The sequence below is a fragment of the Terriglobia bacterium genome (genome assembly GCA_020073495.1).
Classification (GTDB): Bacteria; Acidobacteriota; Terriglobia; order Terriglobales; family Acidobacteriaceae; genus JAIQFD01.
Map to the genome: position 1 here is coordinate 766,611 of JAIQFD010000002.1, position 22,105 is coordinate 788,715.

The following is a 22,105-nucleotide window of genomic DNA, read 5'->3' on the forward strand; positions in this document are numbered from 1 at the left end:
CGATCTCAAACAAGAAAGCCCGCCTTTCGGCGGGCCTTCTTGTTTCCTGTCTCGCTTACGCGGCCACCCCGCAGCACTTCTTGTATTTCTTCCCTGAGCCGCAGGGACAGGGATCGTTGCGTCCGATCTTTTGGCCGGAGCGCACCACTTGCTGCACTGGTTGCAGGTCGCCGGCGCCGGCCATGCGCGCCTGCTCCAGCTCGCGTTTCTTCTTGCGCTGGAACTCCACTTCGATGTCGTCGATGGTGGTCGACAGGCGGCGCGAGCCGTCGCCGCCGCTTCGCGCGGGCTGCAAGGCGGCAGTCTCGGGCTGCGGCTCCTCGCGGACCTCTGCGGCGGCCGGCGCCTCCACCACCTGCATCAGATACAGGTAGCGAATGGTCTCTTCCTGAAAGCGGGCCATCATCTGCTCGAACATGTCGAACGACTCGCGCTTGTACTCCACCAGCGGGTCGTGCTGGGCGTAACCGCGCAGCCCGATCCCCTCGCGCAGGTGGTCCATGTCGAGCAGGTGGTCCTTCCACTTGCTGTCCAAGACGCTGAGCATGATCATGCGCTCGTGGTAGCGCATGGCCTCGGGGCTGATCAGGCGCTCCTTGGCGTCGTAGCGCTCCTTGAGCTTCTCGAAGATGGCGTCGCCCAGCTCCTGCCGGTTGAGCTTGTTGGGGTCGACGCCCTCAGCGACGATATCCACGCCGAAGCGGGTGAACACCTGCTGCTTCAGACCGTCGGTGTTCCATTCGTCGGGGTGCTTGTCCCGGGGCGCGCACTCGTCGAGCAGGTCGCCCAGGATGCCGGAGACGTAGTCTTCGAGGATCAGGTCTTTCTGGTCCACGCCCTCGAGCAGCCGGGTGCGCAGGCCATACACCGCCTGGCGCTGCTTGTTCATCACGTCGTCGTACTCGAGCAGGTGCTTGCGGGCCTCGAAGTTCTGCCCCTCGACCGCCTTTTGCGCCGCCTCGATGCGCCGCGTGATGAGCCGCGACTCGATGGGCACGCCTTCTTCCATGCCCAGACGCTGGAGCAGGGTTGACACCCACTCCTTGGCGAAGATGCGCATCAGGTCGTCTTCCAGCGACAGGTAGAAACGCGAGCTGCCGGGATCGCCCTGGCGTCCGGCGCGTCCGCGTAGCTGGTTGTCGATGCGCCGCGCCTCGTGCCGTTCCGTGCCCAGGATGTGCAGGCCGCCGAGGCTCACCACCTCATCGTGCTCGGCGTCGCACTGCGTCTTGTACTTGCCGTAAATCTCGTTCCACTTGTCGCTCGGGACCTGGTACTCGTTGCCCTGGTAGTACCACGAGGTCATGCCTTCGGAGAGGGAGGTGCGGCCCACGATGCCTGCCGCCGTCTTGATGGGCTGCGCCAGGCCCTTCTTCATGACCTCCTGCTTGGCCATGAACTCCGGGTTGCCGCCCAGCAGGATGTCGGTGCCGCGGCCCGCCATGTTGGTGGCGATGGTGATCATGCCCTTGCGTCCGGCCTGGGCCACGATCTCGGCTTCCTTCTCGTGCATCTTCGCGTTCAGCACGTAGTGCTTCACGCCTTTCTTCTTCAGCAGGTCCGAGAGAGTCTCCGACTTCTCGATCGAGGTCGTGCCCACCAGAACCGGCTGGCCGCGCTCGGCGAAGACCTTGATCTCGTCCGCCGCGGCGAAGTATTTCTCCCGCACCGTGCGGTATACGATGTCGGGGTTCTCGATGCGCACCAGCGTCCGGTTGGTCGGGATCACCATCACTTCCAGCCGGTAGATCTTGTCGAACTCCGGGGCTTCCGTCTCCGCCGTGCCGGTCATCCCGGCCAGTTTCTTGTACATGCGGAAGTAGTTCTGGAAGGTGATGGTGGCCAGCGTCTGGTTCTCACGCTCGATCTTCACCCGCTCCTTGGCCTCGATGGCCTGGTGCAGGCCGTCGGACCAGCGCCGCCCCGGCATCAGGCGCCCGGTGAACTCGTCCACGATGAGGACTTCGCCTTCTTTGACCACGTAGTCCACGTCGCGTCGGTAGAGCGCGTGCGCCTTCACCGCGGTCTCGACGTGGTGCTTCAGGTCCCAGTTCTCCGGGTCGGCGATATTCTCGATGCCGAGCATCTGCTCGACCTTCACCCAGCCCTGGTCGGTGATGAGAGTCGTCTTGTGCTTTTCGTCGACGGTGTAGTCGCCGGTGTAGGTGGGCGGCTCGCCCGTCGGTCCCTTGATCTCTTCTCCCTGCTGGAGCTTGGGGATGATGCGGTCCACGCGGGCGTACTTGTCGGTGGATTCGTCGGCGGCGCCGGAGATGATCAGCGGTGTGCGCGCCTCGTCGATCAGGATGGAGTCCACTTCGTCCACGATCCCGAAGTTGTGCCCCCGCTGCACGCACTCGCTGAGGTCGAACTTCATGTTGTCGCGCAGGTAATCGAAGCCGAACTCGTTGTTCGTTCCGTAGGTGACGTCGGCGGCGTAGGCTTCGCGGCGCTCGTTGTCGTCCAGCTCGTGCACGATCACGCCCACCGTCAGCCCCAGGAAGTTGTAGATCTTCCCCATCCACTCGGCGTCGCGCTTGGCCAGGTAGTCGTTGACCGTGACCACGTGCACGCCGCGGCCGGAGAGCGCGTTCAGGTACACGGGAAGCGTGGCAACGAGCGTTTTTCCTTCGCCCGTCTTCATTTCCGAGATCTTGCCTTCGTGCAGGACGATGCCGCCGACCAATTGCATGTCGAAGTGCCGCATGTTGAGCACGCGGCGGCCGGCCTCCCGCACCACTGCGAAGGCCCCGGGCAGGATCTCGTTGAGCACGTCCTGCAGGGCCTGGTAGCGGGTGTCTTCCGCGCGCTTTACTTCGTCGGCGTCCTGCTCCTCTGCCCGCTCGACCTCTTCGTCGTAGGGCTTCAGGTACTCCGCGATGCGGGCCCGGAACTCCTCGGTCTTGGCCCGCAGTTGCTCGTCGGAAAGCTTCTGCATCTCCGGCTCAAGCGCATTGATCTCCCCGATCCGGGGCTGGATGCGCTTCAGCTCGCGCTCGTTCTTGGTGCCGAAAATCTTCGCTACTATTTTGTGGAACAATTTGACCTTTAGGCGGGAACCGCAGGTTCCGCTCCGTATCAATAAAGCGTAACATACGCTTCTTTGGATTGGATGCAGCCGCTCGAACAGGGACTCTTACCAGTTCAGTACCCGGTACTTGCTAATCAGTTGTCAGACCTAGGAGGATGATGATGCGGAAGCTTGCGAGTTCGATTCTGGCCGTGATTCTTCTCACCACGGGCGTAGCCGTCGCCAAGACCAAGGCCGACAAGAAGGTTAAGCCCAAGCCGGTGACCGTGTCGCTCAAGGACGCCAAAGGGCAGGCCGTGGGCACGGCCACGCTGAAATCCGATGGCCAAGCGGTTGCGATCGTCTACAACTTCAAGAACCTGCCGCCGGGCGAGCACGCCCTGCACGTCCACAAGAACGCGAAGTGCGATGGGGCGGACGGCTTCAAGTCCGCCGGTCCGCACTTCAATCCCGAGGGCAAGAAGCACGGCCTGCAGAACCCAGACGGCCCGCACGCCGGCGACATGCCCAACTTCAAGGCGAATGATAAGGGCGTCGCCAAGGGGACCTTGCAAAACCCGCGCGTGACCCTCGGCGAAGGGTCTCCGAATTCGGTCTTCGCCGATGGCGGAACGGCGCTGGTCATCCACGCCAAGGCGGACGACGAGAAAACGGACCCGGCCGGCAACGCCGGCGATCGTATCGCGTGCGGAGTGATCACCAGATAACGCGCGTTCCAGTCCGCGGGTGGACGGTGGCGGTTTGATAAGATGCCCATCCGCATGCAAAGCTTCTACCAGCTCTTCCTGGATGCGGTGGCCAGGTGGCCGCAGAACATCGCGGTCGAGATGCGCCACTCCCAGGCGGCCCCCGGCCGGCCCGAGATCGAGCAGTTCACCTACGCGGAATTGCGGCGCATGGCAGAGTCGGTCGGGCGATGGCTGGCGGAGGCAGGGGCCATCCGCGGCGAACGGGTCGCCATCCTCGCCGCCAATGGCCCCCGCTGGGTCGCGGCGTATCTCGGGGTGATGAGCAGCGGCGGCATCGCCGTCCCTCTCGACACCGCTTTCACCGCCCAGCAGGTCGAGAAACTGCTCAAGGACAGCGGCTCCCGCTACATCTTCTGTGACCAGCGGCACTTCCACATTGCGGAGGAGGCGGCAGCGCGCATCGGAGTTGGGATCCTCCTGCTTGAGCCCGTTTCCGGCCGGCAGTTCCCCACCCTGGACGTCATGTTCGCATCCGGTCCCGGCAACTTCACTCCAGCCGGCGTGGGGCCGGAGGATCTCGCGGTCCTGCTCTACACTTCCGGCACGACCGCCGATCCCAAGGGCGTGGTGCTCACGCACGACAACCTGGTTGCCGAAGTGGACGCTGTGGTGCGCACCCTCGAGCTCGGCCCCACGGACGCGATCCTGGGAGTGCTGCCCTTGTTCCATGCCCTGGCGCAGATGGCCAACCTGCTCCTCCCTTTCAGCTTCGGCGCCAAGGTCATCTACCTCGAGTCGCTCAATGTCACCGACCTGCTGCGTGCGCTGCGTGAGGGCGGCGCCACGTTATTCTGTTGCGTCCCCCAGTTCTTCTATCTGATCCACGAGCGCATCATGAAAGAGGTGCAGGCGCGCGGCGCGTTGGCGCGGATTGCCGTACGTGCCATGATGCGCGTCTCCCGCCTGCTGCATCCCTTCGGCATCAATGCCGGCAAGCTGTTCTTCCGCCGGGCACACGAGGCGCTCGGACCGCGGATGCGATATCTCATCACCGGGGGCTCGCGCTTCGACCCCGCCATCGGCCTCGACCTGCAGGCCATGGGCTTCGAGATCCTGCAGGCGTACGGCCTCACCGAGACCAGCGGAGGCGCATTCCTCACCCGCCCACAGCACAACGTGGTCGGCTCCGTCGGGCAGGCGCTGTGGGGCGTGGAGGGCAAGATCCTGGATCCGCAGCCTTCCGGCGAGGGCGGGCCGGCCGACGGCGAGATCTGCGTCCGCGGCCGTCTCGTGATGAAGGGCTACTGGAACCGCCCCGACGCCACCGAGCAGGTCATCCGCGAGGGCTGGCTGCACACCGGCGATCTCGGCTTCTTCGATGAGCAGAAGAACCTGCACATCACCGGCCGCAAGAAAGACGTCATCGTCCTCAGCTCCGGCAAGAACATCTACCCCGAAGAGCTCGAAGCCCATTACGCGCAGTCGCCGTGGATCAAGGAGATCTGCGTGATTGGCCTGGAAAGCGCTCCGGGCGAGCCCTTCGCCGAGCGTTTGCACGCCGTCGTCGTCCCGGATTTCGAGCTGCTGAAGCAGAAGAGGATCGTCAACGTCAACGAGGTCATCCGCTTCGACATCGACACGCTCTCGGTGCAGTTGCCCAGCACCAAGCGCATCCTCAGCTATGAGATCTGGAGGGGCGAGCTGCCACGCACCACCACCCGCAAGCTGAAGCGCTATGCCATCCAGAAGCGCGTCCAGGAGCTTACTGCACGCCGCGACGCACCCGCGCTGGCCGCACGCGAGCTTACCCGCGATGAGATCGATTGGCTCCAGGACTCCGATGTGCAGCGCGCCATGGCTCTCATCCGCAGGACGTCAAATAGCGGCGGACGCGAACTGCGGCCCGCCGATAATCTCGAACTCGACCTCGGCCTGGATTCGATGGAGCGGGTCGAGTTGCTCGTGGCCCTCGAGAAAGAGCTTGGCGCACAGGTAGAAGACTCGGTCGTCTCCGAGGTGTACACCGTCCGGGAGCTGGTGGACGCGGTGCGCGCCGGCATCGGTTCCACCTCGACCCGCGGCGGCTTCGCCGGTTGGGACGCCGTCTTCGCCACCGAGTCCGACGATCCCGAAGTCCTCGCCATCGTCGAGCCGCACCGTCTTCAGACGCTCGCCTGGTTCCTTTTCGGCAGGCTGGTGAATCTCGTCGCTCGTGACAGCTTCAGCCTGAAGGTCACGGGCCTGGAAAAACTGCCGCCCCGCGGGCCCTACATCATTTCCCCCAATCACCAGAGCTACCTCGACGCGCCCGTCCTGGTCAGCCTCGTGCCCTGGTCCATCTACCGGGAGTTGTTCTTTGTGGGCACGAGCGAGATCTTCGGCGACGGTCTGCTGCGGCGCCTGGCTCGCTCCATCAAGCTCATCCCCGTGGATCCCGACTCGAACCTCGTCCCCGCGATGCGCGCCGGCGCCTTCGGCCTGCGGCGCGGAAGGATCCTGGTGCTCTTTCCCGAGGGCGAGCGCTCCATCGACGGCACGCCACGGACCTTCAAGAAGGGCGCTGCCATCCTGAGCACTCACCTCAACGTCCCCATCTATCCGGTGGCAGTAGCGGGATTCCACGAGGCCTGGCCTCGCGGAAGGAGCTTCCAGAGCTTCTCGCGCCTGCGCATCGCCATCGGCGACCCCATCCTGCCGGCGCCCGGCCGGCAACACGATGAGAAGGTCTACGAGGAGCTCACGCGCGAACTGAAGGAGCGCGTCATGCGGATGTGGGTGGAGATCGCCGGCGTGCCGGCGCCGGCCGAGGAACTCGCCGCCGATTAATACGTCCGGGTCTCGCCTTCCAGCGTGGGCAGGGCTTCCAGCACACCCAGGATCCGCTTCTTGTACTCGGGCGGCAGTTTGACGAATTCAAAGCCGTGCCGCGAACCCTTGCGGTGACGCACCACCGCCTGTACCTTGAACGTCTCCGGGCACAGCGGCAGTGCGAACTCCAGCACCACGGACTGGCCGTCCATCAGATCCTCCGGCAGGCGGCACGCCAGGCCCGATTCGCTGATGTCCACGCTGCGCGCCTTCAGGCGCGTGGTGACCGCCGATGTGGTCACACGCACCATCATGCGGACGTCCAGCGGCACGCGCTGATGCCGCCGCTTGTCGATGCCTTCGGCAGATTTTTCAGCAGAGCTCATGTCGACTCACTCCGTGAACAGGCGTTCGGAGCCGGTAGAGGAGAGACGAATCGTAGCACGAATAATCCCTGCCGTTGCCGCTTTCTGCGGCATAGACCACTATTTCGCTCGCGGGTGGGTCTCGTCGTACACCCGGAGCACGTGCTTCATGGAGAGCTGCGTGTAGCGCTGGGTGGTCGAGAGCCGCTCGTGGCCCAGCAGTTCCTGGATGGCGCGCAGGTCGGCACCCTCCTCCAGCATGTGTGTGCCGAATGCGTGGCGCAGGGTGTGCGGGTGGACGTCGGGCGAGAGTCCCTTCGCCACCGCGATCTGCTTCACGATCCGGCCCACGCTGCGGGTGGTCAGCGGCGCCCCGCGCAGGTTCACCAGCAGGGCTCGCGTCGCCTTCTTCCTCTCTCCCAGGAGTTGTTGCCGAGTCGGCAGGTAGGCCTCGACCGCCCCACGCACCGCATCGCCGAAGGGCACGTACCGCTCCTTCTTGCCCTTGCCGCGCACCAGGATGGCTTCGTTCGACCAGCGGATGTCGTCCAGCTGGATCCCGACCAGCTCCGAGTTGCGGATGCCGCAGCCGTAGAGCAGCTCAAGTATAAGGAGGTCGCGCTCCGGCCACGAGGCGCACTCGGGCATGCCGCCGTCCAGCACGGTGTTCATCTCTTCGATAGTCGGCACCCGAGGCAGCTTCTTGGGAAGCTTCGGCGTGGACACCAGCAGCGCGGGGTTCTGCTCCACCACGCCCTCTTGCGCTAGCCAGCGGTACAACGACCGCAGCGCCGCCAGCGCCCGCGCCACCGAGGTCTTCCCCAGCCCCGCCTCGTACAGGTGCGACAGGAACCCGCGGATGCGCACGTGATCGATCGCCTTCCACGTTGCCCCACCGCCCGCGAAGCTCACGAACCGTTCCAGGTCATTTGCGTATGCCCGGATGGTGTGCGCCGAAGCGTTCTTCTCCCGCAGAGACTTCAGGAAGCGGGCCACCGATTTTTCGATCTGCGATGTCATTCCTTCGCGCCCTGTGGAGCTATCCTCTTCGCCCGCGGGTGGTGTTCGCGATACACCGTCTTGAGCCGGTCCAGCGCCAGGTGCGTGTACACCTGCGTGGTGGCGATGTCGGCGTGCCCCAGGATGGTCTGCACCGTGCGCAGATCCGCGCCCTTCTCCACCATATGCGTCGCGCAACTGTGACGCAGCATATGCGGGCTCGCGGGACGACCCGTGCCGGTGGCGGCCGCGCGCACCATCTGCCATACGCGTTGCCGCGTCAGTTGCCGCGCGCCTCGCGCTATGAAAAGCAGCGGCGAACTCTTGCCCCCGGCCAGCGCCTCCCGGCAGTTTTTCAGATAGTCTTCTACCGCGTCGATCGCCGGCTTGCCCAGCGGCACGATCCGCTCCTTGTCCCCCTTGCCGCGCACCAGAACGTAGCCCAGGTCGAGCTTCAGGTCTTCCCGTTTCACTCCCACCATCTCCGAGACCCGCAGCGCGCCGCCGTAGAACACCTCCAGCATCGCCCGGTCCCGCGCCGCGAGCGCCCGCTCCAACTTCGTTTTCGGCTCGCGCGATCTCGGCCCCAACATGCTCCCGATCTCCTCGCGCGAGAGCGCCTTGGGCAGGACCTTCCATTGCCGGGGAGTGTCGATGTTAAGCGTGGGATCGTGCTCGATCATGCGGTCGAGCAGCAGGTACTTGTAGAAGTGGCGCAGAGCGGAGAGTTTGCGCGCCACCGAGCGGCCGTCCACCCGGTGGGCGAACAGCCGGTCGAGGAAGTCGCGGACGTCGTCCCGCCGTGCGCCGGCCAGCACCCGGCGGCGCCCCTCGAGGAATTCGGCGAACTGGAGCAGGTCGCAGGTATAGGCCGCGACCGTCAGCCGCGCCAGCCCCTTCTCCACCTTTAAGTAATCGGTGAAGGAGACCAGCGCTGGCTGGTTTTGAATGGCGGCAGACATGCTGCCATCCTCGCATTATCAGACGTGCTCCGCGATACCCGCCTTGGTTCGCTTCTCCCCGGCCGGCGGCCCTCCTCCTTCCGGCTCGGCCATGTCCTCGTGCCCGGGCTAGAATCCTGTTTCGGAGCACATCGGCAGGAGAACGCCATGAAAGTCCACACCGAATATCTGACGTTCCACACGAAGAAGCGCCGCGAGTACGTGCACATCACGCCGCGGGTCGAAGCCATTGTCAGCAAGAGCGGCGTGCGCGAGGGCCTGGTGCTGGTCTCGGCCATGCACATCACCGCCGGCGTTTACGTCAACGACGACGAGTCCGGACTGATCCAGGACATCGACGAGTGGCTGGAACGGCTGGCGCCCTTCCGCCAGGACTATCGCCATCACCGCACCGGCGAAGACAATGGCGATTCACACCTGAAGGCGATCTTGGTGCACCACGAGGTCGTCGTGCCCGTCACTGCCGGTAGGCTCGACTTCGGCACTTGGCAGCGCATCTTCTATGCCGAGTTCGACGGCCAGCGCAGCAAGCGCGTCATTGTCAAAGTCATGGGCGAATGATGCGCAATCACGAAACGCTCTCTGGAATCAACCAGTTCCGGGCTCCTCCACGTTCTGAATCACCTCTCCGTGTGACCCCCATCACTGCCTCTCCGCCCGTCCCCGTCCATTGTTAAGTTGGATAACGGAAAGGAGCGGACTTTGCTTGCGTGCCGGCCCCACTTTCCGCCCCGGGATATGATCTCCGCCCTGCCGCTCGGCAGCTGCGCCCTCGCCCTCCCTCCGTTTTTCATCAACCACGAGATCGTCATTTTGATGACGACAGTTGGCCTCCTCGTTGCTCTTCTGGCGTGGTGGATCACCCGGAAGCGGTACCAAAGGACCACGAAGGAGCTGGGCAAAGCCCTCGAACTAGCCCAGCAGCGCGAGCAGGAGCGCGACCTGGCCCAGGAGGAGCTGGCGCATCGCCTCAATGAAGAACGCGAGCTCGCCCGCGAGAAGACCCAGTTCCAGGCGCAGCTCGCCGAGTACGAGAAGTACGCGGCCCTGGCCCAGCTCGCCATGGGCGCCGCTCACGAGATCAACAATCCCCTGCTCGGCATCTTCTCCCACCTGGAACTCGAGCTGCGCGCCGCCAAAGACGAGGAGCTGCGCGAAGAGATCCAGCAATGCATCGAGGGCGCCAAGCGCATCTCCGCCACCATCCATGGCCTGCTGAACTACGCCCGCCCCGGCCCGCTGCTCATCAGCAAGATCAATCTCGATCGCCTGGTCGGGGACACCTTTGCCTTCCTCCGCTACCAGCCGCTGTTCCATGGCATCGAGCTGGCCAGGGACATCCCCGCCGACCTGCCGCAGGTCTCCGCCGACGCCAACCAGCTCTCCCAGGTGCTCATGAACCTGTTGCTCAACGCCGGCCAGGCGACGGACGAAGGCGGCCGCATCTGCGTCACTGCGCGCAAGGTCAAGTTTGCGGAGGAGATCGAGATCGTCGTCTCCGACACCGGGTGCGGCATCCCCGCCGACATACTGCCGCGTGTGACCGAGCCTTTCTTCACCACCAAGCGCGGCAAAGGCACCGGCCTCGGGCTCAGCATCAGCCAGTCTTACGTCCGCAGCCACAAGGGCGATCTGCGGATCGAGAGCATCCCCAACCAGGGCACTTCGGTGCGCATCACCCTGCCCATCCGGCAGGTGGGACGTCCCGCGCCCGAGTTCGAAGAGGTGGTGACGTAATGGCGTACTCGATCCTGGTCGTCGACGATGAGGCGCTCACCCTGCGCACCATCAGCCGCGCCCTGCACGAGGAAGGCTTCGAGGCGCAGCTGGCCACCAGCGGCGAGCAGGCGCTGGAGATGTTCGCCCAGGACCATCCCAGCCTGGTCCTGCTCGACGTCGTCCTGCCCGGCATCGACGGGGTCGAGGTCCTGCGCGAGATCAAGCAGCAGTCGCCGACTACCATCGCCATCATGATGAGCGCCTATCACCAGGTGGATCGCGCGGTCGAAGCCATGAAGCTCGGCGCCTACGACTTCCTGGTCAAACCCTTCCATCTGGCCGACATGGTGAACACCGTACGCCGCGCCACCGAGATGCTCGCGCTTCGCGTCCGCGTCACCGAGACCGTGCAGAACGCCAAGGGACGCTATGACTTCGGCCGCGTCGTGACCCAGAACCCCCTGGTCCACGAGATGCTGGAGGTCTGCCGCAAGGCCGCCGACTCCGACCGCACCACCATCCTTATCCAGGGCGAGAGCGGCACCGGCAAGGAAGTGCTGGCCAAGGCCATCCACTATCACAGCCCCCGCGCCGCCATGCCGCTCATCGAGCTCAACTGCGCCGCCTTGCCCGACACCCTGCTCGAGAGCGAGCTGTTCGGCTACGAGCCCGGGGCCTTCACCGACGCCCGCCACCGCAAGGAAGGCCTCATCGAGCGCGCTCACCACGGCACTCTCTTTCTCGACGAGATCGGTGACATGTCGCTCAACGTGCAGGCCAAGTTGCTGCGCATGCTCGAGGAAGGCACCTTCATGCGTTTGGGCGGCACCCGCGTCATCACCGTGGATGTGCGCATCATCGCTGCCACCAACCAGAACCTCAAGGCATTGATCGCCGCCGGCAAGTTCCGCGAAGACCTCTACTACCGCCTTGCGGTGGTCCCGGTTCACATCCATCCGCTGCGCGAGCGCAAGGAAGACATCGTCCCCCTCGCCCTTGACCTGATGCAGCGTTACAACCGGGACTTAAAGAAGAACTTTACCGGCCTGACCCCCGCCGCCGCTGAAAGTCTCGGCCGCTATCCTTGGCCGGGAAACATCCGCGAGCTGCGCAACGTCATCGAGCGCACCATGATCCTGTCGCCCGAAGGCGACATTGACGTGGCCTACCTTCCGGAAGAGATCCGCGATTACGAGCAAGCCAAGCCGCCCGAAGCCCCCATGACCAGCATCGAGGTTTCTCCCACCGGGCATCAGTTCCTCAGCTTGGATGAACTGGAAGACCGGTACATCCACGAGGTGCTCAGCGCCAGCGGCAACAACAAGACCCAGGCCGCGCGCATCCTCGGCATCCACCCCACTTCCCTGCTCCGCCGCCTGAAACGCACGCACTCGGACAACTGACGAATCAGTCAGGAGGACGGTGACAAGCGGCAATTTCCGAACCGTTGGCGGGTGGCCCACCTATTCGCGCAGAACATAGAACTGAGCTATCCGGGAGCAAGGCAAATGTGGGTGCCCCATCCGGAGCCTGCCCTGAGCGGAGCCGATGGGCGCCCCGCTTTTGGACGCGAAGGGTGGAGGGCACAACCGTCGGCGCTAGTCATCTGCCCAGAAACTTCTCCAGCACCTCGAGATCGGCTTCGGACTGCGCCGCATATCGTTTGGCGCGGTCCAGATCTTCGGCTTGGATAGCGCTCTGGGCTTTCTGCAGATTGACGTTCAGCCTGGTTTGCGCGGAAGCCATATCGCCGCGCAGCCCGTACCCAGCGGCGGCCTGCTGACGCTGCATGGTGTTGAGGCTAGCATTCACCGCCCCGGCCCGGCCGGTCAGTTGATCGATTTGGTGCTCGACCTGGTCGAGTTGCGCCTTTCGCTCGGCGGCAGCGGCGGCATCAGCGGCGGCCTTCTCTTGCGCGAGCCGTTGCGCTTTGGCGTGGGCGAGGGCCTTAGCGTCCGGTGTCGGTTCAGGCGCGGCGACCGGTGTGGCAGCCGGCGCCGGAGTCGGCGCCGCAGTTTGCTGCATGACCTTGGGCGCTTCCACCGCATCGGATGCCGACGCCTTCTTGTGCCCAGGCATATAGAGTCCGGCGCCGATCAGGGCCACGACCACCAGCAACCCACCAAGCGCCATGTACAACCCGCGGTGGCTGGCCGCTGCGGGCGGAGCTTGTGCCGGCGCTGCTGCGGATTGGGGAGAGGCCGCCCGCGGTGGCGCAGGGGTGGGAGCCGCTGCGTATGCCTGCCGATAGGCGGGAGGAAGAGGCGCCGGCATGCTCGGGATTGCGGCGTGCGACGCGGTAGGCGCCATTGACGCGTCAACTGTGTCGTTGGTCGAGCCTTGCACCACCGTCCTGTCGTTCGCCGCGGCGCCAAGACGCGACACAGTCGGCGCATCGGCCGATGTGTTGCTGGCCGAGCCTTGCAGGATCGTCCGGTCGTCCGCGGGGACGGACGCCCGCGCCTGCCGCACCGCATTACGGAATGCGTCCGCAGTCTGGAAGCGCTCGCTCGGCAGCTTGGCGATCGAAGTCAGGATCAGGTCATTCACCGTCGCCGGCAGGCCCGGATGCAACTCGACCGGTGGCCTCGGCGCCTGGTTGACGTGCGCCGCCATGATCGAGAAGCTGCTGCCTTCATCGAATGGCCTCTTCCCCGTCACCATCTCGTAGAGCGAGATCCCCAATGAATAAAGATCGGAGCGCTCGTCCGTGGCTTCGCCCTTCACCTGTTCCGGAGACATGTAGCTGATCGAGCCGAGCGTCGAGCCGGTAGCGGTGAGCTTCTTGGCCTCGCCTTCGGTGTGCGCGATGCCGAAGTCCATCAACTTCACCACACCCTGCCTGGTGAGCATCATGTTCGCGGGCTTGATGTCGCGGTGGATCACATGGTGCCGGTGCGCATAGCTGAGCGCGTCCAGCACCTGGTCCAGGTACTTCAGCGCCTCCCCGACCGGGATCGCGCCGATGTTGAGCCGCGACGACAGCGACTCGCCCTCGACATACTCCATCACCATGACCAGCTGGTTCTCGATGGTCAGCGCAGTGCGCAGAGCGGCGATATTCGGATGGTTGAGCGCAGCCAGCACCTTGATCTCGCGCAGGAAGCGGGCCGCCACTTCTTCATGGCCTTGCAGGTTGGGCAACAGTACCTTCATGGCTTCAACGCGGTCGGTAAGGACGTTTCGCACGCGGTACACGCGGCCCATGCCGCCGGCGCCCAATTCGTCAAGGATCTCGTAATCGCCCAGCCGTTTGGTCTCTGAATCGCTCATTGCCGGAACTCCTGTGGAGTGGAACTTGACCGGGCCTCAGTCGCCGCGGGACGCGCGACAAGATGAGGCCGGAGGAACAACCGCGGGTGCGCGCGAGATTATGCCGCCTGAACCATCACTGGTCAAGGCGAAGGCACTTCCGGCGCCATGATCCTCGCTCCGGAGGGCGACATCGACGCCTCGTATCTTCCCGCGGAGATCCGTGATTTCGAGCAAGCCAAGCCGGTCGAGCCCATGGCGACTGCTTTCCGCGCTCCTGCAAAATGCAGCGCCCCCTAGCAAAACGCTAATCACAATCCAGAGTCTGCCCTCCTGACCTCTCGTAACTCCTTTCCCTCCACCACATTCGGAGTGCGCCCCAACGTGCACTGTTTACGAGTGGAGTTTGGAGGCGCATATGTCGATTCTGTTCGTACTGCTCACATTCTTGCTGATCATGGTGATCACCTACTTCATCAGGGGCAGGGATGAGCGGGTGCTGGCAGCGAAGACGGTGTTGGCCACGGCCACGCCCGCCCAGCCGGTCATGACCCGCGAGATGGGTTTCGACCTTCCGCGCGGCTACTTCTTCCATCCTGGTCATACCTGGGCCATCGACGAAGGCCACCAGAACGCGCGCATCGGCCTCGACGGCTTTGCCGCCAACCTGTTCGGCAAGGCGGAGCGCATCGAGGTCGCTGCCCTGAACCGCTGGGTCCGCCAGGGCCAGAAGCTCTGGAGCGTCACCTTTGACGGCCAGACCGTGGACATGCTTTCCCCCGTCGAGGGGGTGCTCATCTCGGTCAACAACAGTGTCCTCAAGGACCCCGAGTTGGCGCTGAAGGACCCCTACAAGGAAGGCTGGATCTGCGTCATCAAGTCGCCCGAGATCAACACCAATCTGAAGAACCTGGTGCAGGGACCGATGGTCGCTCCCTGGATGCAGAGCACTCTCAGCCGTCTGGCTTCGATGACGGCCCAGAGCGCCGCCGTCATGCAGGATGGCGGGCAACCGGTCGCCGGTTTACTGAAGAAGGTGGACGCCGATCTCCAGCGCCGCATCGTCAGGGAATTCTTCCTGACCTAGGGCTCGGCCAGAACGCATGAGGAGGCATGACCATGGAAACCAGATCGAACGCGTTGCTGATCGACATCACCAAGTGCATCGGCTGCCAGGCCTGCGAGCAGAAGTGCAAGGAGATCCACGGCTTCCCGCCAGAGCACGAGACCGCGCTCTCGGCCACGGCCCTCACCGTGGTGCAGGAGCGTGGCGGAAAGTTTGTCCGCCGGCAGTGCATGCATTGCGAGAACCCGGCCTGCGTCTCGGCGTGTCCCGTCGGCGCGTTGACGAAAACGGCTCAGGGCGCGGTGCGTTACGCCGGCGGTAAGTGCATCGGCTGCCGCTATTGCATGATCGCCTGCCCCTTCGAGGTCCCCAAGTACGAGTGGAGCAAGCTGGCGCCCTACGTCACCAAGTGCGACATGTGCGCCGAGCGTGTACTCGCCGGCAAGCCCACCGCCTGCGCTGAGGTCTGTCCCGTCGGGGCGACCATCTTCGGGGACCGTGAAGAACTGCTGGCCGAGGCGCACAAGCGTATCGCCGAGAACCCCGCCTACGTGCGCAAGATCTACGGCGAGATGGAAGTGGGCGGCACTTCGGTCTTCTACATCTCCGATGTGCCTTTCGAAGCGCTGGGCTTCGTGACCGCGCCCATGATGCAACCGCTGCCCACTTTGAGCGCGGCCGCCCTGGGTGAAGTGCCCACGGTCGTCCTGGTGGGCGGATCCCTGCTCTCCGGCCTCTACTGGTTCACCCAGCGCAAGCGCGAGGTGGCGCTGGCCGAAAGCCGCGCGACCGAGTCCAACGAGGAAAGGAGCTGAGCCATGTCGCACAAGATTGCAGACAAGATCACGTTGTGGCGAGTGCTGGTCGGCATCATCTTCGCCGCCGGCATCTGGGCCACCTATCTCCGCTTCGTCAAAGGCTTCGCGGTGGCCACCAACATGTCGAACGCGCAGCCCTGGGGCATCTGGGTCGGCGTGGCGACGCTCTGCGGTGTCGGACTTTCTGCCGGCGGCTTCGCCATCGCCGGCGCGGTGTACCTGCTGGGCATGGAGCGCTACCGCCCCATCCTGCGGGCGGCCGTCATGATCGCCTTCCTTGGCTACCTGTCGGTGTGCCTGGGATACGCCTGGGAGCTGGGTCTGCCCTGGAATTTCTGGCATCCCATCGTCATGTGGAACCGTAACTCGGTGCTCTTCGAAGTGGTCTGGTGCATCATGCTCTACACCACCGTGCTGGCGCTGGAGTTCTCCCCCGCCCTGGCAGAGAAGATCCCCTGGAAGCCGGTTCGCGAGTGGTACCTGGCCTGGCAGCATCGCATCCTCATCGCACTGGTGCTGGTCGGCGTGCTGCTCTCCTCCCTACACCAGTCCTTCCTGGGCGGGCTGTTCATCATCTTCAAGGGCAAGATGTATCCCCTCTGGTACAGCAACTACCAGACGACGCTCTTCTATATGTCCGCCATCCCCGCCGGCATGGCCATGATCATCATGGCGCTGTATCTCTGCGTACGCTCGCTGCATGTGCGCATCGATCTGCGCATCCTGGATGAGCTCAGCCGGATGATCACCCCCATTCTCGTGATCTTCGCGCTGTTCCGCTTCGCCGATCTGGCCAAGCAGAATGCGCTCCCCTACATGTTCCGGCCGGTGGAAGAAACCGCATACTTCTGGCTGGAGATTGCACTGTTCATCGCCGCGCCGCTGGTGCTGTTCAACCTGCGGCGTGTGCGGCAGGCGCCCATCGGGTTGTATTGGGCGAGCGCGGTCACGGTCGCCGGCTTCATGGTTCATCGTATCAATGTCTCTATCACCTCGCTGGAGCGGGCTACGCAGGCCCACTACGTGCCCAAGTGGCCGGAAATGGCGGTGACCATCATGCTGGCTACGGCCGCGGTCTTGGCGTTCCGCTTGGCGGTCCTCCACCTGAAGATCTTCCCGCGGAGCGAGCCGCCGCGCGAGCTCCCGCACTTCCGCTACCCACAGCCTCGCGCCTATATGCCACAGGCTGGGGCCGCAGACTGACCGACTACTGGTTCGGGGGCCCGCGTCACCGGGCCCCCGGGGAGGTTCACCATGATCTCCAACGAGCTGCTCCCCGCGCACATCGCAGCGGAAGAAGAATCCTTCGATCCATTCGTCCAGGCCACCTTGCACTTCGAGACGGCTGCACGCGCACTCGATCTTGAGGATTGGATCGTCGAGCGCCTGCGCCATCCCGAGCGCGAGCTCTCGGTCAATCTGCCCCTGGTCTCCGACGCCGGCCAGGCTCTGACCATCACCGGCTACCGCGTCCAGCACTGCACCTGGCAGGGGCCGACCCTCGGGGGCGTGCGTTTTGCTCCCGACGTCCACCTCAACCAGGTTCGGGCTGCCGCCATGACCACCACCTGGGAGTGCGCGCTATTTGATTTGCCGTTCGGTGGCAGCGCCGGCGCCGTGGTCTGCGATCCGCAGAAGCTCAGCGAGCGCGAGCTGCGCGACGTCACCAAGGAGTACGTCTATGCCCTGCGCGGTATCGCTGGGCCCATGACCGACGTCCTGGCGCCCGGCATCGGCAGCAACCCCCAGACCGCCGCCTGGATGTTCGACGGCTTCATCCGCGCCGCTGGACACATCGAAGCCGGTGTCGTGACCGGCAAACCCGAGGGGCTCTGGGGACTGCCCGGATACGATGCGCTGGTCGCTCGCAGCCTCTTCCTCTTGCTCGAGCGAGTGCTGGTGGAGCGAGGCCGCCACCTGCGCGAGTCGACCATCGCCGTGCAGGGCTTCGGCAAGATCGGCGCTGCGGCCGCCCGCCTCCTGCACGCTGCCGGCGCTCGCATCGTCGGCATCGCCGACATCTCCGGCGGCCTGTACAACGAGCGCGGTCTGGACGTCGAGGGACTCCAATCTTACGTCGAGACCAACCACATCATGTTCGGCTTCCCCGGCGCCTCCACGGTCGCCAACGAGGACGTTCTCGAGGCGCCCTGCGACCTGCTGCTTGCCGCCGCCGCGGAGCACCAGCTCACCTCCGCCAACGCCGGCAAAGTCCGCGCCGGCGTAGTGGTGGAGGCCGTCAAGGAGACCATTACCCCGGCGGCCGATCACATCTTCGAGGATCGCGATGTGCTGGTGGTCCCCGACATTCTTGCCAATTCCACCCGCCTGCTGGCCTCTGTGGTCGAGTGGTCGCGGAACCAGCGCGGCGTCTGCCGCCTGAACGGAGAAGTCGAGGCGCACATCAAGGATTGCATCCAGAAAGCCTATCTCGCGGTGCACGATGCCGCGGCACGCGAGCATATCTCCCTGCGCCGTGCTGCCCACCTGCTCGCCGTGGAACGCGTGGCCTCGGCCCTCCGCTTACGGCACTGACAGCAACGATGGTTGCGCGGGGCGGGTCTCCGACCCGCCCCTTTTCTTGATTTCGGCCTCAGCATTTTGCTCGCCGCAATCCGCACCTCTACGTGTGCAACCTGTAGAACCGCCCGAACTTACGCGGCATTTCGTAATTAAAGTCCGAGTTTTCCACATAATTTTCCACAGCGATGTTGAAAATTCCCGAGTACAGATATGCCTCCTACTCCAGGGCAAATGTCATGGAAACACTCGCGCTCACCGAAATCTGCCCCGGAGCCAGGTTGCCGCTTTCCGGTGAAGGCCCCGGACCGGAATTCTGGATCACGTTTTGGGACATGTATCCGCCGCGGCTTCCCCACCACGCCCCATACCCTGACCACCAGCCTTGTCCGCCTTCACTGATGGTCAGCACTTTCCCTACTGTCCGTCCGGCGTCGGTGGCCAGTGCGTCCGCCTTCTCTTTGGCGGCTTTGATCGCCAGCGTGCGCGCCTGGTCCCGATACTTGCGCATTTCCGTCGTACGGAAATCGATTCCGTGGACATGGTTTACTCCGGCGTCCAGTACGTCTGACAGCAAACCTTCGAACTGGCTTATGTTCTTCAAGCGCACCACGATCGAACGTCGCACGACGTATCCCAGCAACTGGCCGGTGACTTCCTCGTCTCGATAGTGCGGTTCGATTTGCAGGTAATCGGTCTGGATATGTTGCGGTTCGACTCCGTGTCGTCTGCAAACGGCTGTCGCCTCTTTGATGATCTTGTCGTTGGCCGCTTTCGCGGTTTTGAGAACCTTGTCGGCGGTTTGGACTCCCAGTGTCAGAACTACTTCATCCGGTATCACCCGCACATCCGCCTGGCCGCTGACCGAAATGCTTGGTGGAATCTGCTGGACTTGAGCGAACACCGCTGCAGTGCAAAGTAAGAGTATCCCCAGAACAAGCGTGCTGAACTGTCTGCCTGGCATAGGCGCCTCCGGTTCAAACTGCCCTTCAGAGAGTTCATGATTCTAGCAGCCAGAAATCCGATGAGCCGGATCGGGAAACTTCTGGTAACCATGGGTGTGACCGCCGTTATCTTGCGGTTCCCGCGCTACGCGCTATGCTGCGCTCGTAGATCGGGGTGGAAAATCACCCTGCGGATCTGCAACGGTCGCAAGCGCAATCACGCAATCGCAGACCGCGCGAAGCCACTTCGGCCTCCACGGTCATTCCGGCGACCTGGCTCGATCCGCCGGCGGGTCTTCCGCCCCGTTCGCTTCCCCTCGATTACCTTCTGGACCCCATAGTAACCATGCTCCTGGTGCCCCTCGTTATCTTGAAGCGGTCCGGGATTCGATCCATCATCCGCGCATGACATGGTGGGGGTGGAAGATGAAACCGGTGATCATTTGCTATCACTGTCGCAAACGCGTCAGTGAACAGGAGATCGCTGCGGGTCTGCACAGTCACTATGACCAGCAGGACGAACGGGCACTCGCACCCGCGACGGAATCCAAGGCCAACCCATAACTCGGTCTCGGCCTCCGCTTCCATCCCCTACCGCCAGCCAAGGGCGGCTGCACGGGTAGAACGGGTGTCATCCTGAGCGAGGTGCGCCGGGGTTTCGCGCACCGAGTCGAAGGACCTCTATTTCCAAAGCCGCTGTGGGTTCCCGCCGGAGAACGCCTACCCCAGCCCTAATCCCCCGTCCACCGCCAGCGTCTGCCCGGTGATGAACCGCGGCGCCGTGGCGAAGAACATGACCGCCGCGGCCACTTCCCCCGCTTCGCCGCTGCGTCGCATTGGAGTCTTCCTGGCCAGCCTGCGGAAAAACGCCTTGTCGCCCTCGTCCATGTCGATCATCCCGGGCGCCACGCAGTTCACCGCGACCTCTGGCGCCAGCGCCTTGGCCATCACCTGCGTCAGCATGATCAGCGCCGCCTTGGACGCGCAATAGTGCGCGTGCGTCGCCCACGGCTGCAGGCCGCCTAGCGACCCCAGATTAACGATCCTTCCTCGCCGCTCGCGCACCGTCTCGAGCGCCGCCCGGCTCACCAGGAACGCCCCGCGCGCATTGGTGGCGAAGATGTTGTCCCACTGCTGGACCGTGATCTCCTCGAACCGCGCCGTTTCGTACACCGCCGCATTGTTCACCAGCACGTCGATGCCGCGGAACTCGCGCACCACCGCGCGCACCGCTGCAATCACGCTCTTGGGCTCGCGGACATCGCAGCGCACCGACAGGCCCTGCGCCCCCGCCGCACCGACCTCCGCCAGCGTCCGCCGCGCATCCCGCTCGGAACCCAGGTACGTGATGGCGACATTCGCCCCTGCGCGCGCCGCTTCCAGCGCGATCTCCCGCCCGATGCGCCGCGCCGCCCCCGTCACCAGCACCGTCTTGCCCTTCAGTCCAGCCATGCCCGCCGATTGTAAATGGAGGCCTCTCCTCTGTGCCCGTTCCTCCCTCTCCCTGGTGTCCTCTTCTGGTGGTCGGCTTTGCACTCTCGGCGATCCCGGCGATGTCGGCGGTCCCGGCGATCTTCGTTGACTCGTTCTTTGTGGTGAGTCTTTTTCTTCCGATGCTTTAAGATTGAACCGATGGGCCACTACAAGGGACGACCGCAGGAGAAGCGTGCGCTGGACGCCTACGTCAAGCTGCTGCGTGCCGCCGAGAGCGTCACTGCACACGTCAACCGCCGCCTCGATGCCGCCGGCCTCACCGTCAGCCAGTTCGGCGTTCTTGAGGCCCTCCACCATTTGGGCCCGCTGTTCCTCTCCGACCTTGCCCGCAAGATCCTTAAGACCAGCGGCAACCTGACCATGGTGGTGGACAACCTGGAAAAGCGCGGCCTGGCCTCCCGCTGCCCGGACGCCACCGACCGCCGCTTCGTGCGCGTCTCCCTCACGCCCCGGGGGAAGAAACTCATCGCCGGCCTGTTCCCCGCCCACGCTCGGGAGATCACCCGCGCCCTCTCCGCCCTCAGCCCCGCCCAACAGGCGACCCTGGCGGCCCTCTGCCGCAAGCTGGGCCTCGCCCAAAAGCGCCCCTGAATCTATTTCAACGTTAAAGCATCTATATCCTTCGGGAGGCGAACATGATCACCATCCGTCCTGCTGGCGAACGCGGCCATTTCGACCATGGCTGGCTGAACACCTGGCATACGTTTTCCTTTGCCGACTACCACGATCCGGCGCACCACCAGTTCCGAGCCCTGCGCGTCATCAACGAAGACTTTGTGCAGCCCGGCTACGGCTTCGGCACGCACCCGCACCGCGACATGGAGATCGTCACCTACGTGCTCGAGGGCGCGCTCTCCCACAAGGACAGCATGGGCACCGGCTCCACCATCCGCCCCGGCGACGTCCAGCGCATGAGCGCCGGCACCGGCGTCCTGCACAGTGAGTACAACCATTCCAAACAGGAGCTTGTCCACCTGCTTCAGATCTGGATCTTTCCCGAGAAGAAGGAGCTCGAACCCAGCTACGAGCAGAAGACGTTCTCTCAGGACGACAAGCGCAATCGCCTGCGCCTGGTGGCCTCGCGCGACGGCCGCGACGGCTCTGTCACCATCCACCAGGACGCCAGCATCTACGCCGCCGTGCTCGACACCGGCGCCTCCGTCCGCCACCAGATCGCGCCCGGACGCCACGCCTGGGTTCAGGTCGCGCGCGGTTCGGTCACACTTAACGGAAAGACGCTGAACGCCGGCGACGGCGCCTCCGTCAGCGATGAGTCCGCTCTCCATCTCATCGGCGCGGAACCTCACCCCGCTGAGGTACTTGTCTTCGACCTTGCTTGACTACATTCCCGGCGATCTCGGCGGTCTCGGCGATTTATGACGGGCGCTCTCGCCCGTCCTTTTTCTTTGCCTGATTTGCACGGATCCGCGTCCATCCG

At 64.2% G+C, this 22,105-nt stretch carries 18 protein-coding genes; 11 read left to right on the forward strand and 7 right to left on the reverse strand.

Annotated elements, in window-relative coordinates:
* Positions 1 to 55: 55 nt before the first annotated feature.
* Positions 56 to 3,040, reverse strand: coding sequence for a preprotein translocase subunit SecA (gene secA / locus LAN37_07260; protein ID MBZ5647006.1), 2,985 nt, complete (start codon positions 3,038 to 3,040; stop codon positions 56 to 58).
* Between the two features lie 152 nt (positions 3,041 to 3,192).
* Between secA and LAN37_07265 the strand changes: the two genes are divergently transcribed.
* Positions 3,193 to 3,738, forward strand: a complete 546-nt coding sequence (locus LAN37_07265) for a superoxide dismutase family protein (protein ID MBZ5647007.1) — start codon at positions 3,193 to 3,195, stop codon at positions 3,736 to 3,738.
* Between the two features lie 42 nt (positions 3,739 to 3,780).
* Positions 3,781 to 6,546 carry an AMP-binding protein gene (locus LAN37_07270; protein MBZ5647008.1) on the forward strand — a complete coding sequence of 922 codons (2,766 nt, stop codon included), beginning with the start codon at positions 3,781 to 3,783 and terminating at the stop codon, positions 6,544 to 6,546.
* Here the strand turns inward: LAN37_07270 and LAN37_07275 are convergent.
* The 3 genes from LAN37_07275 to LAN37_07285 all read right to left on the reverse strand — a co-directional run bounded on the left by LAN37_07275 (position 6,543) and on the right by LAN37_07285 (position 8,854).
* Entirely contained in the window at positions 6,543 to 6,914 is a 372-nt protein-coding gene (locus tag LAN37_07275; protein ID MBZ5647009.1) for a PilZ domain-containing protein, read from the reverse strand. The genes LAN37_07270 and LAN37_07275 overlap by 4 nt on opposite strands.
* A 99-nt stretch (positions 6,915 to 7,013) precedes the next feature.
* A complete protein-coding gene (locus tag LAN37_07280; GenBank protein MBZ5647010.1) occupies positions 7,014 to 7,913 on the reverse strand; it encodes a tyrosine recombinase XerC in 900 nt (299 codons plus the stop codon).
* Positions 7,910 to 8,854 carry a tyrosine recombinase XerD gene (locus tag LAN37_07285; GenBank protein MBZ5647011.1) on the reverse strand — a complete coding sequence of 315 codons (945 nt, stop codon included), beginning with the start codon at positions 8,852 to 8,854 and terminating at the stop codon, positions 7,910 to 7,912. Before LAN37_07285 ends, LAN37_07280 begins: the two co-directional genes overlap by 4 nt.
* A 147-nt stretch (positions 8,855 to 9,001) precedes the next feature.
* Here LAN37_07285 and LAN37_07290 point away from each other — a divergent pair, with 147 nt between their 5' ends.
* The 3 genes from LAN37_07290 (at position 9,002) to LAN37_07300 (ending at position 11,976) form a co-directional block, all read left to right on the forward strand.
* Positions 9,002 to 9,415: a secondary thiamine-phosphate synthase enzyme YjbQ gene (locus LAN37_07290; GenBank protein ID MBZ5647012.1), complete on the forward strand. Its 414-nt coding sequence runs from the start codon at positions 9,002 to 9,004 to the stop codon at positions 9,413 to 9,415.
* 255 nt (positions 9,416 to 9,670) lie between these two features.
* Positions 9,671 to 10,591 carry a hypothetical protein gene (locus LAN37_07295; GenBank protein MBZ5647013.1) on the forward strand — a complete coding sequence of 307 codons (921 nt, stop codon included), beginning with the start codon at positions 9,671 to 9,673 and terminating at the stop codon, positions 10,589 to 10,591.
* Positions 10,591 to 11,976 (forward strand): sigma-54 dependent transcriptional regulator, encoded by a 1,386-nt coding sequence (locus LAN37_07300; protein MBZ5647014.1) that lies wholly within the window; start codon positions 10,591 to 10,593, stop codon positions 11,974 to 11,976. Before LAN37_07295 ends, LAN37_07300 begins: the two co-directional genes overlap by 1 nt.
* A 199-nt stretch (positions 11,977 to 12,175) precedes the next feature.
* Here LAN37_07300 and LAN37_07305 read toward each other — a convergent pair whose 3' ends face one another.
* Positions 12,176 to 13,846, reverse strand: coding sequence for a serine/threonine protein kinase (locus LAN37_07305; protein ID MBZ5647015.1), 1,671 nt, complete (start codon positions 13,844 to 13,846; stop codon positions 12,176 to 12,178).
* 397 nt (positions 13,847 to 14,243) lie between these two features.
* Here LAN37_07305 and LAN37_07310 point away from each other — a divergent pair, with 397 nt between their 5' ends.
* From LAN37_07310 to LAN37_07325, 4 genes are read left to right on the forward strand one after another with little or no spacing between them, the layout of a single operon-like run.
* Positions 14,244 to 14,912 (forward strand): glycine cleavage system protein H, encoded by a 669-nt coding sequence (locus tag LAN37_07310; protein MBZ5647016.1) that lies wholly within the window; start codon positions 14,244 to 14,246, stop codon positions 14,910 to 14,912.
* Between the two features lie 32 nt (positions 14,913 to 14,944).
* Positions 14,945 to 15,706, forward strand: coding sequence for a 4Fe-4S dicluster domain-containing protein (locus LAN37_07315; GenBank protein MBZ5647017.1), 762 nt, complete (start codon positions 14,945 to 14,947; stop codon positions 15,704 to 15,706).
* A gap of 3 nt (positions 15,707 to 15,709) precedes the next feature.
* Entirely contained in the window at positions 15,710 to 16,912 is a 1,203-nt protein-coding gene (gene nrfD, locus LAN37_07320) for a polysulfide reductase NrfD (GenBank protein ID MBZ5647018.1), read from the forward strand.
* Between the two features lie 51 nt (positions 16,913 to 16,963).
* Entirely contained in the window at positions 16,964 to 18,244 is a 1,281-nt protein-coding gene (locus LAN37_07325; protein ID MBZ5647019.1) for a Glu/Leu/Phe/Val dehydrogenase, read from the forward strand.
* 205 nt (positions 18,245 to 18,449) lie between these two features.
* On the opposite strand, the gene LAN37_07330 is transcribed toward LAN37_07325, so the two are convergent.
* Positions 18,450 to 19,193, reverse strand: coding sequence for an SIMPL domain-containing protein (locus tag LAN37_07330; protein ID MBZ5647020.1), 744 nt, complete (start codon positions 19,191 to 19,193; stop codon positions 18,450 to 18,452).
* 700 nt (positions 19,194 to 19,893) lie between these two features.
* Positions 19,894 to 20,625, reverse strand: a complete 732-nt coding sequence (locus tag LAN37_07335; GenBank protein MBZ5647021.1) for an SDR family oxidoreductase — start codon at positions 20,623 to 20,625, stop codon at positions 19,894 to 19,896.
* 180 nt (positions 20,626 to 20,805) lie between these two features.
* Here LAN37_07335 and LAN37_07340 point away from each other — a divergent pair, with 180 nt between their 5' ends.
* Both LAN37_07340 and LAN37_07345 read left to right on the forward strand, forming a co-directional pair.
* Complete coding sequence (locus LAN37_07340; GenBank protein MBZ5647022.1) at positions 20,806 to 21,258, forward strand: MarR family transcriptional regulator; 453 nt, start codon at positions 20,806 to 20,808, stop codon at positions 21,256 to 21,258.
* A gap of 44 nt (positions 21,259 to 21,302) precedes the next feature.
* On the forward strand, positions 21,303 to 22,007 hold the full coding sequence (locus LAN37_07345; protein ID MBZ5647023.1) for a pirin family protein: 705 nt from the start codon (positions 21,303 to 21,305) through the stop codon (positions 22,005 to 22,007).
* Positions 22,008 to 22,105: the final 98 nt, after the last annotated feature.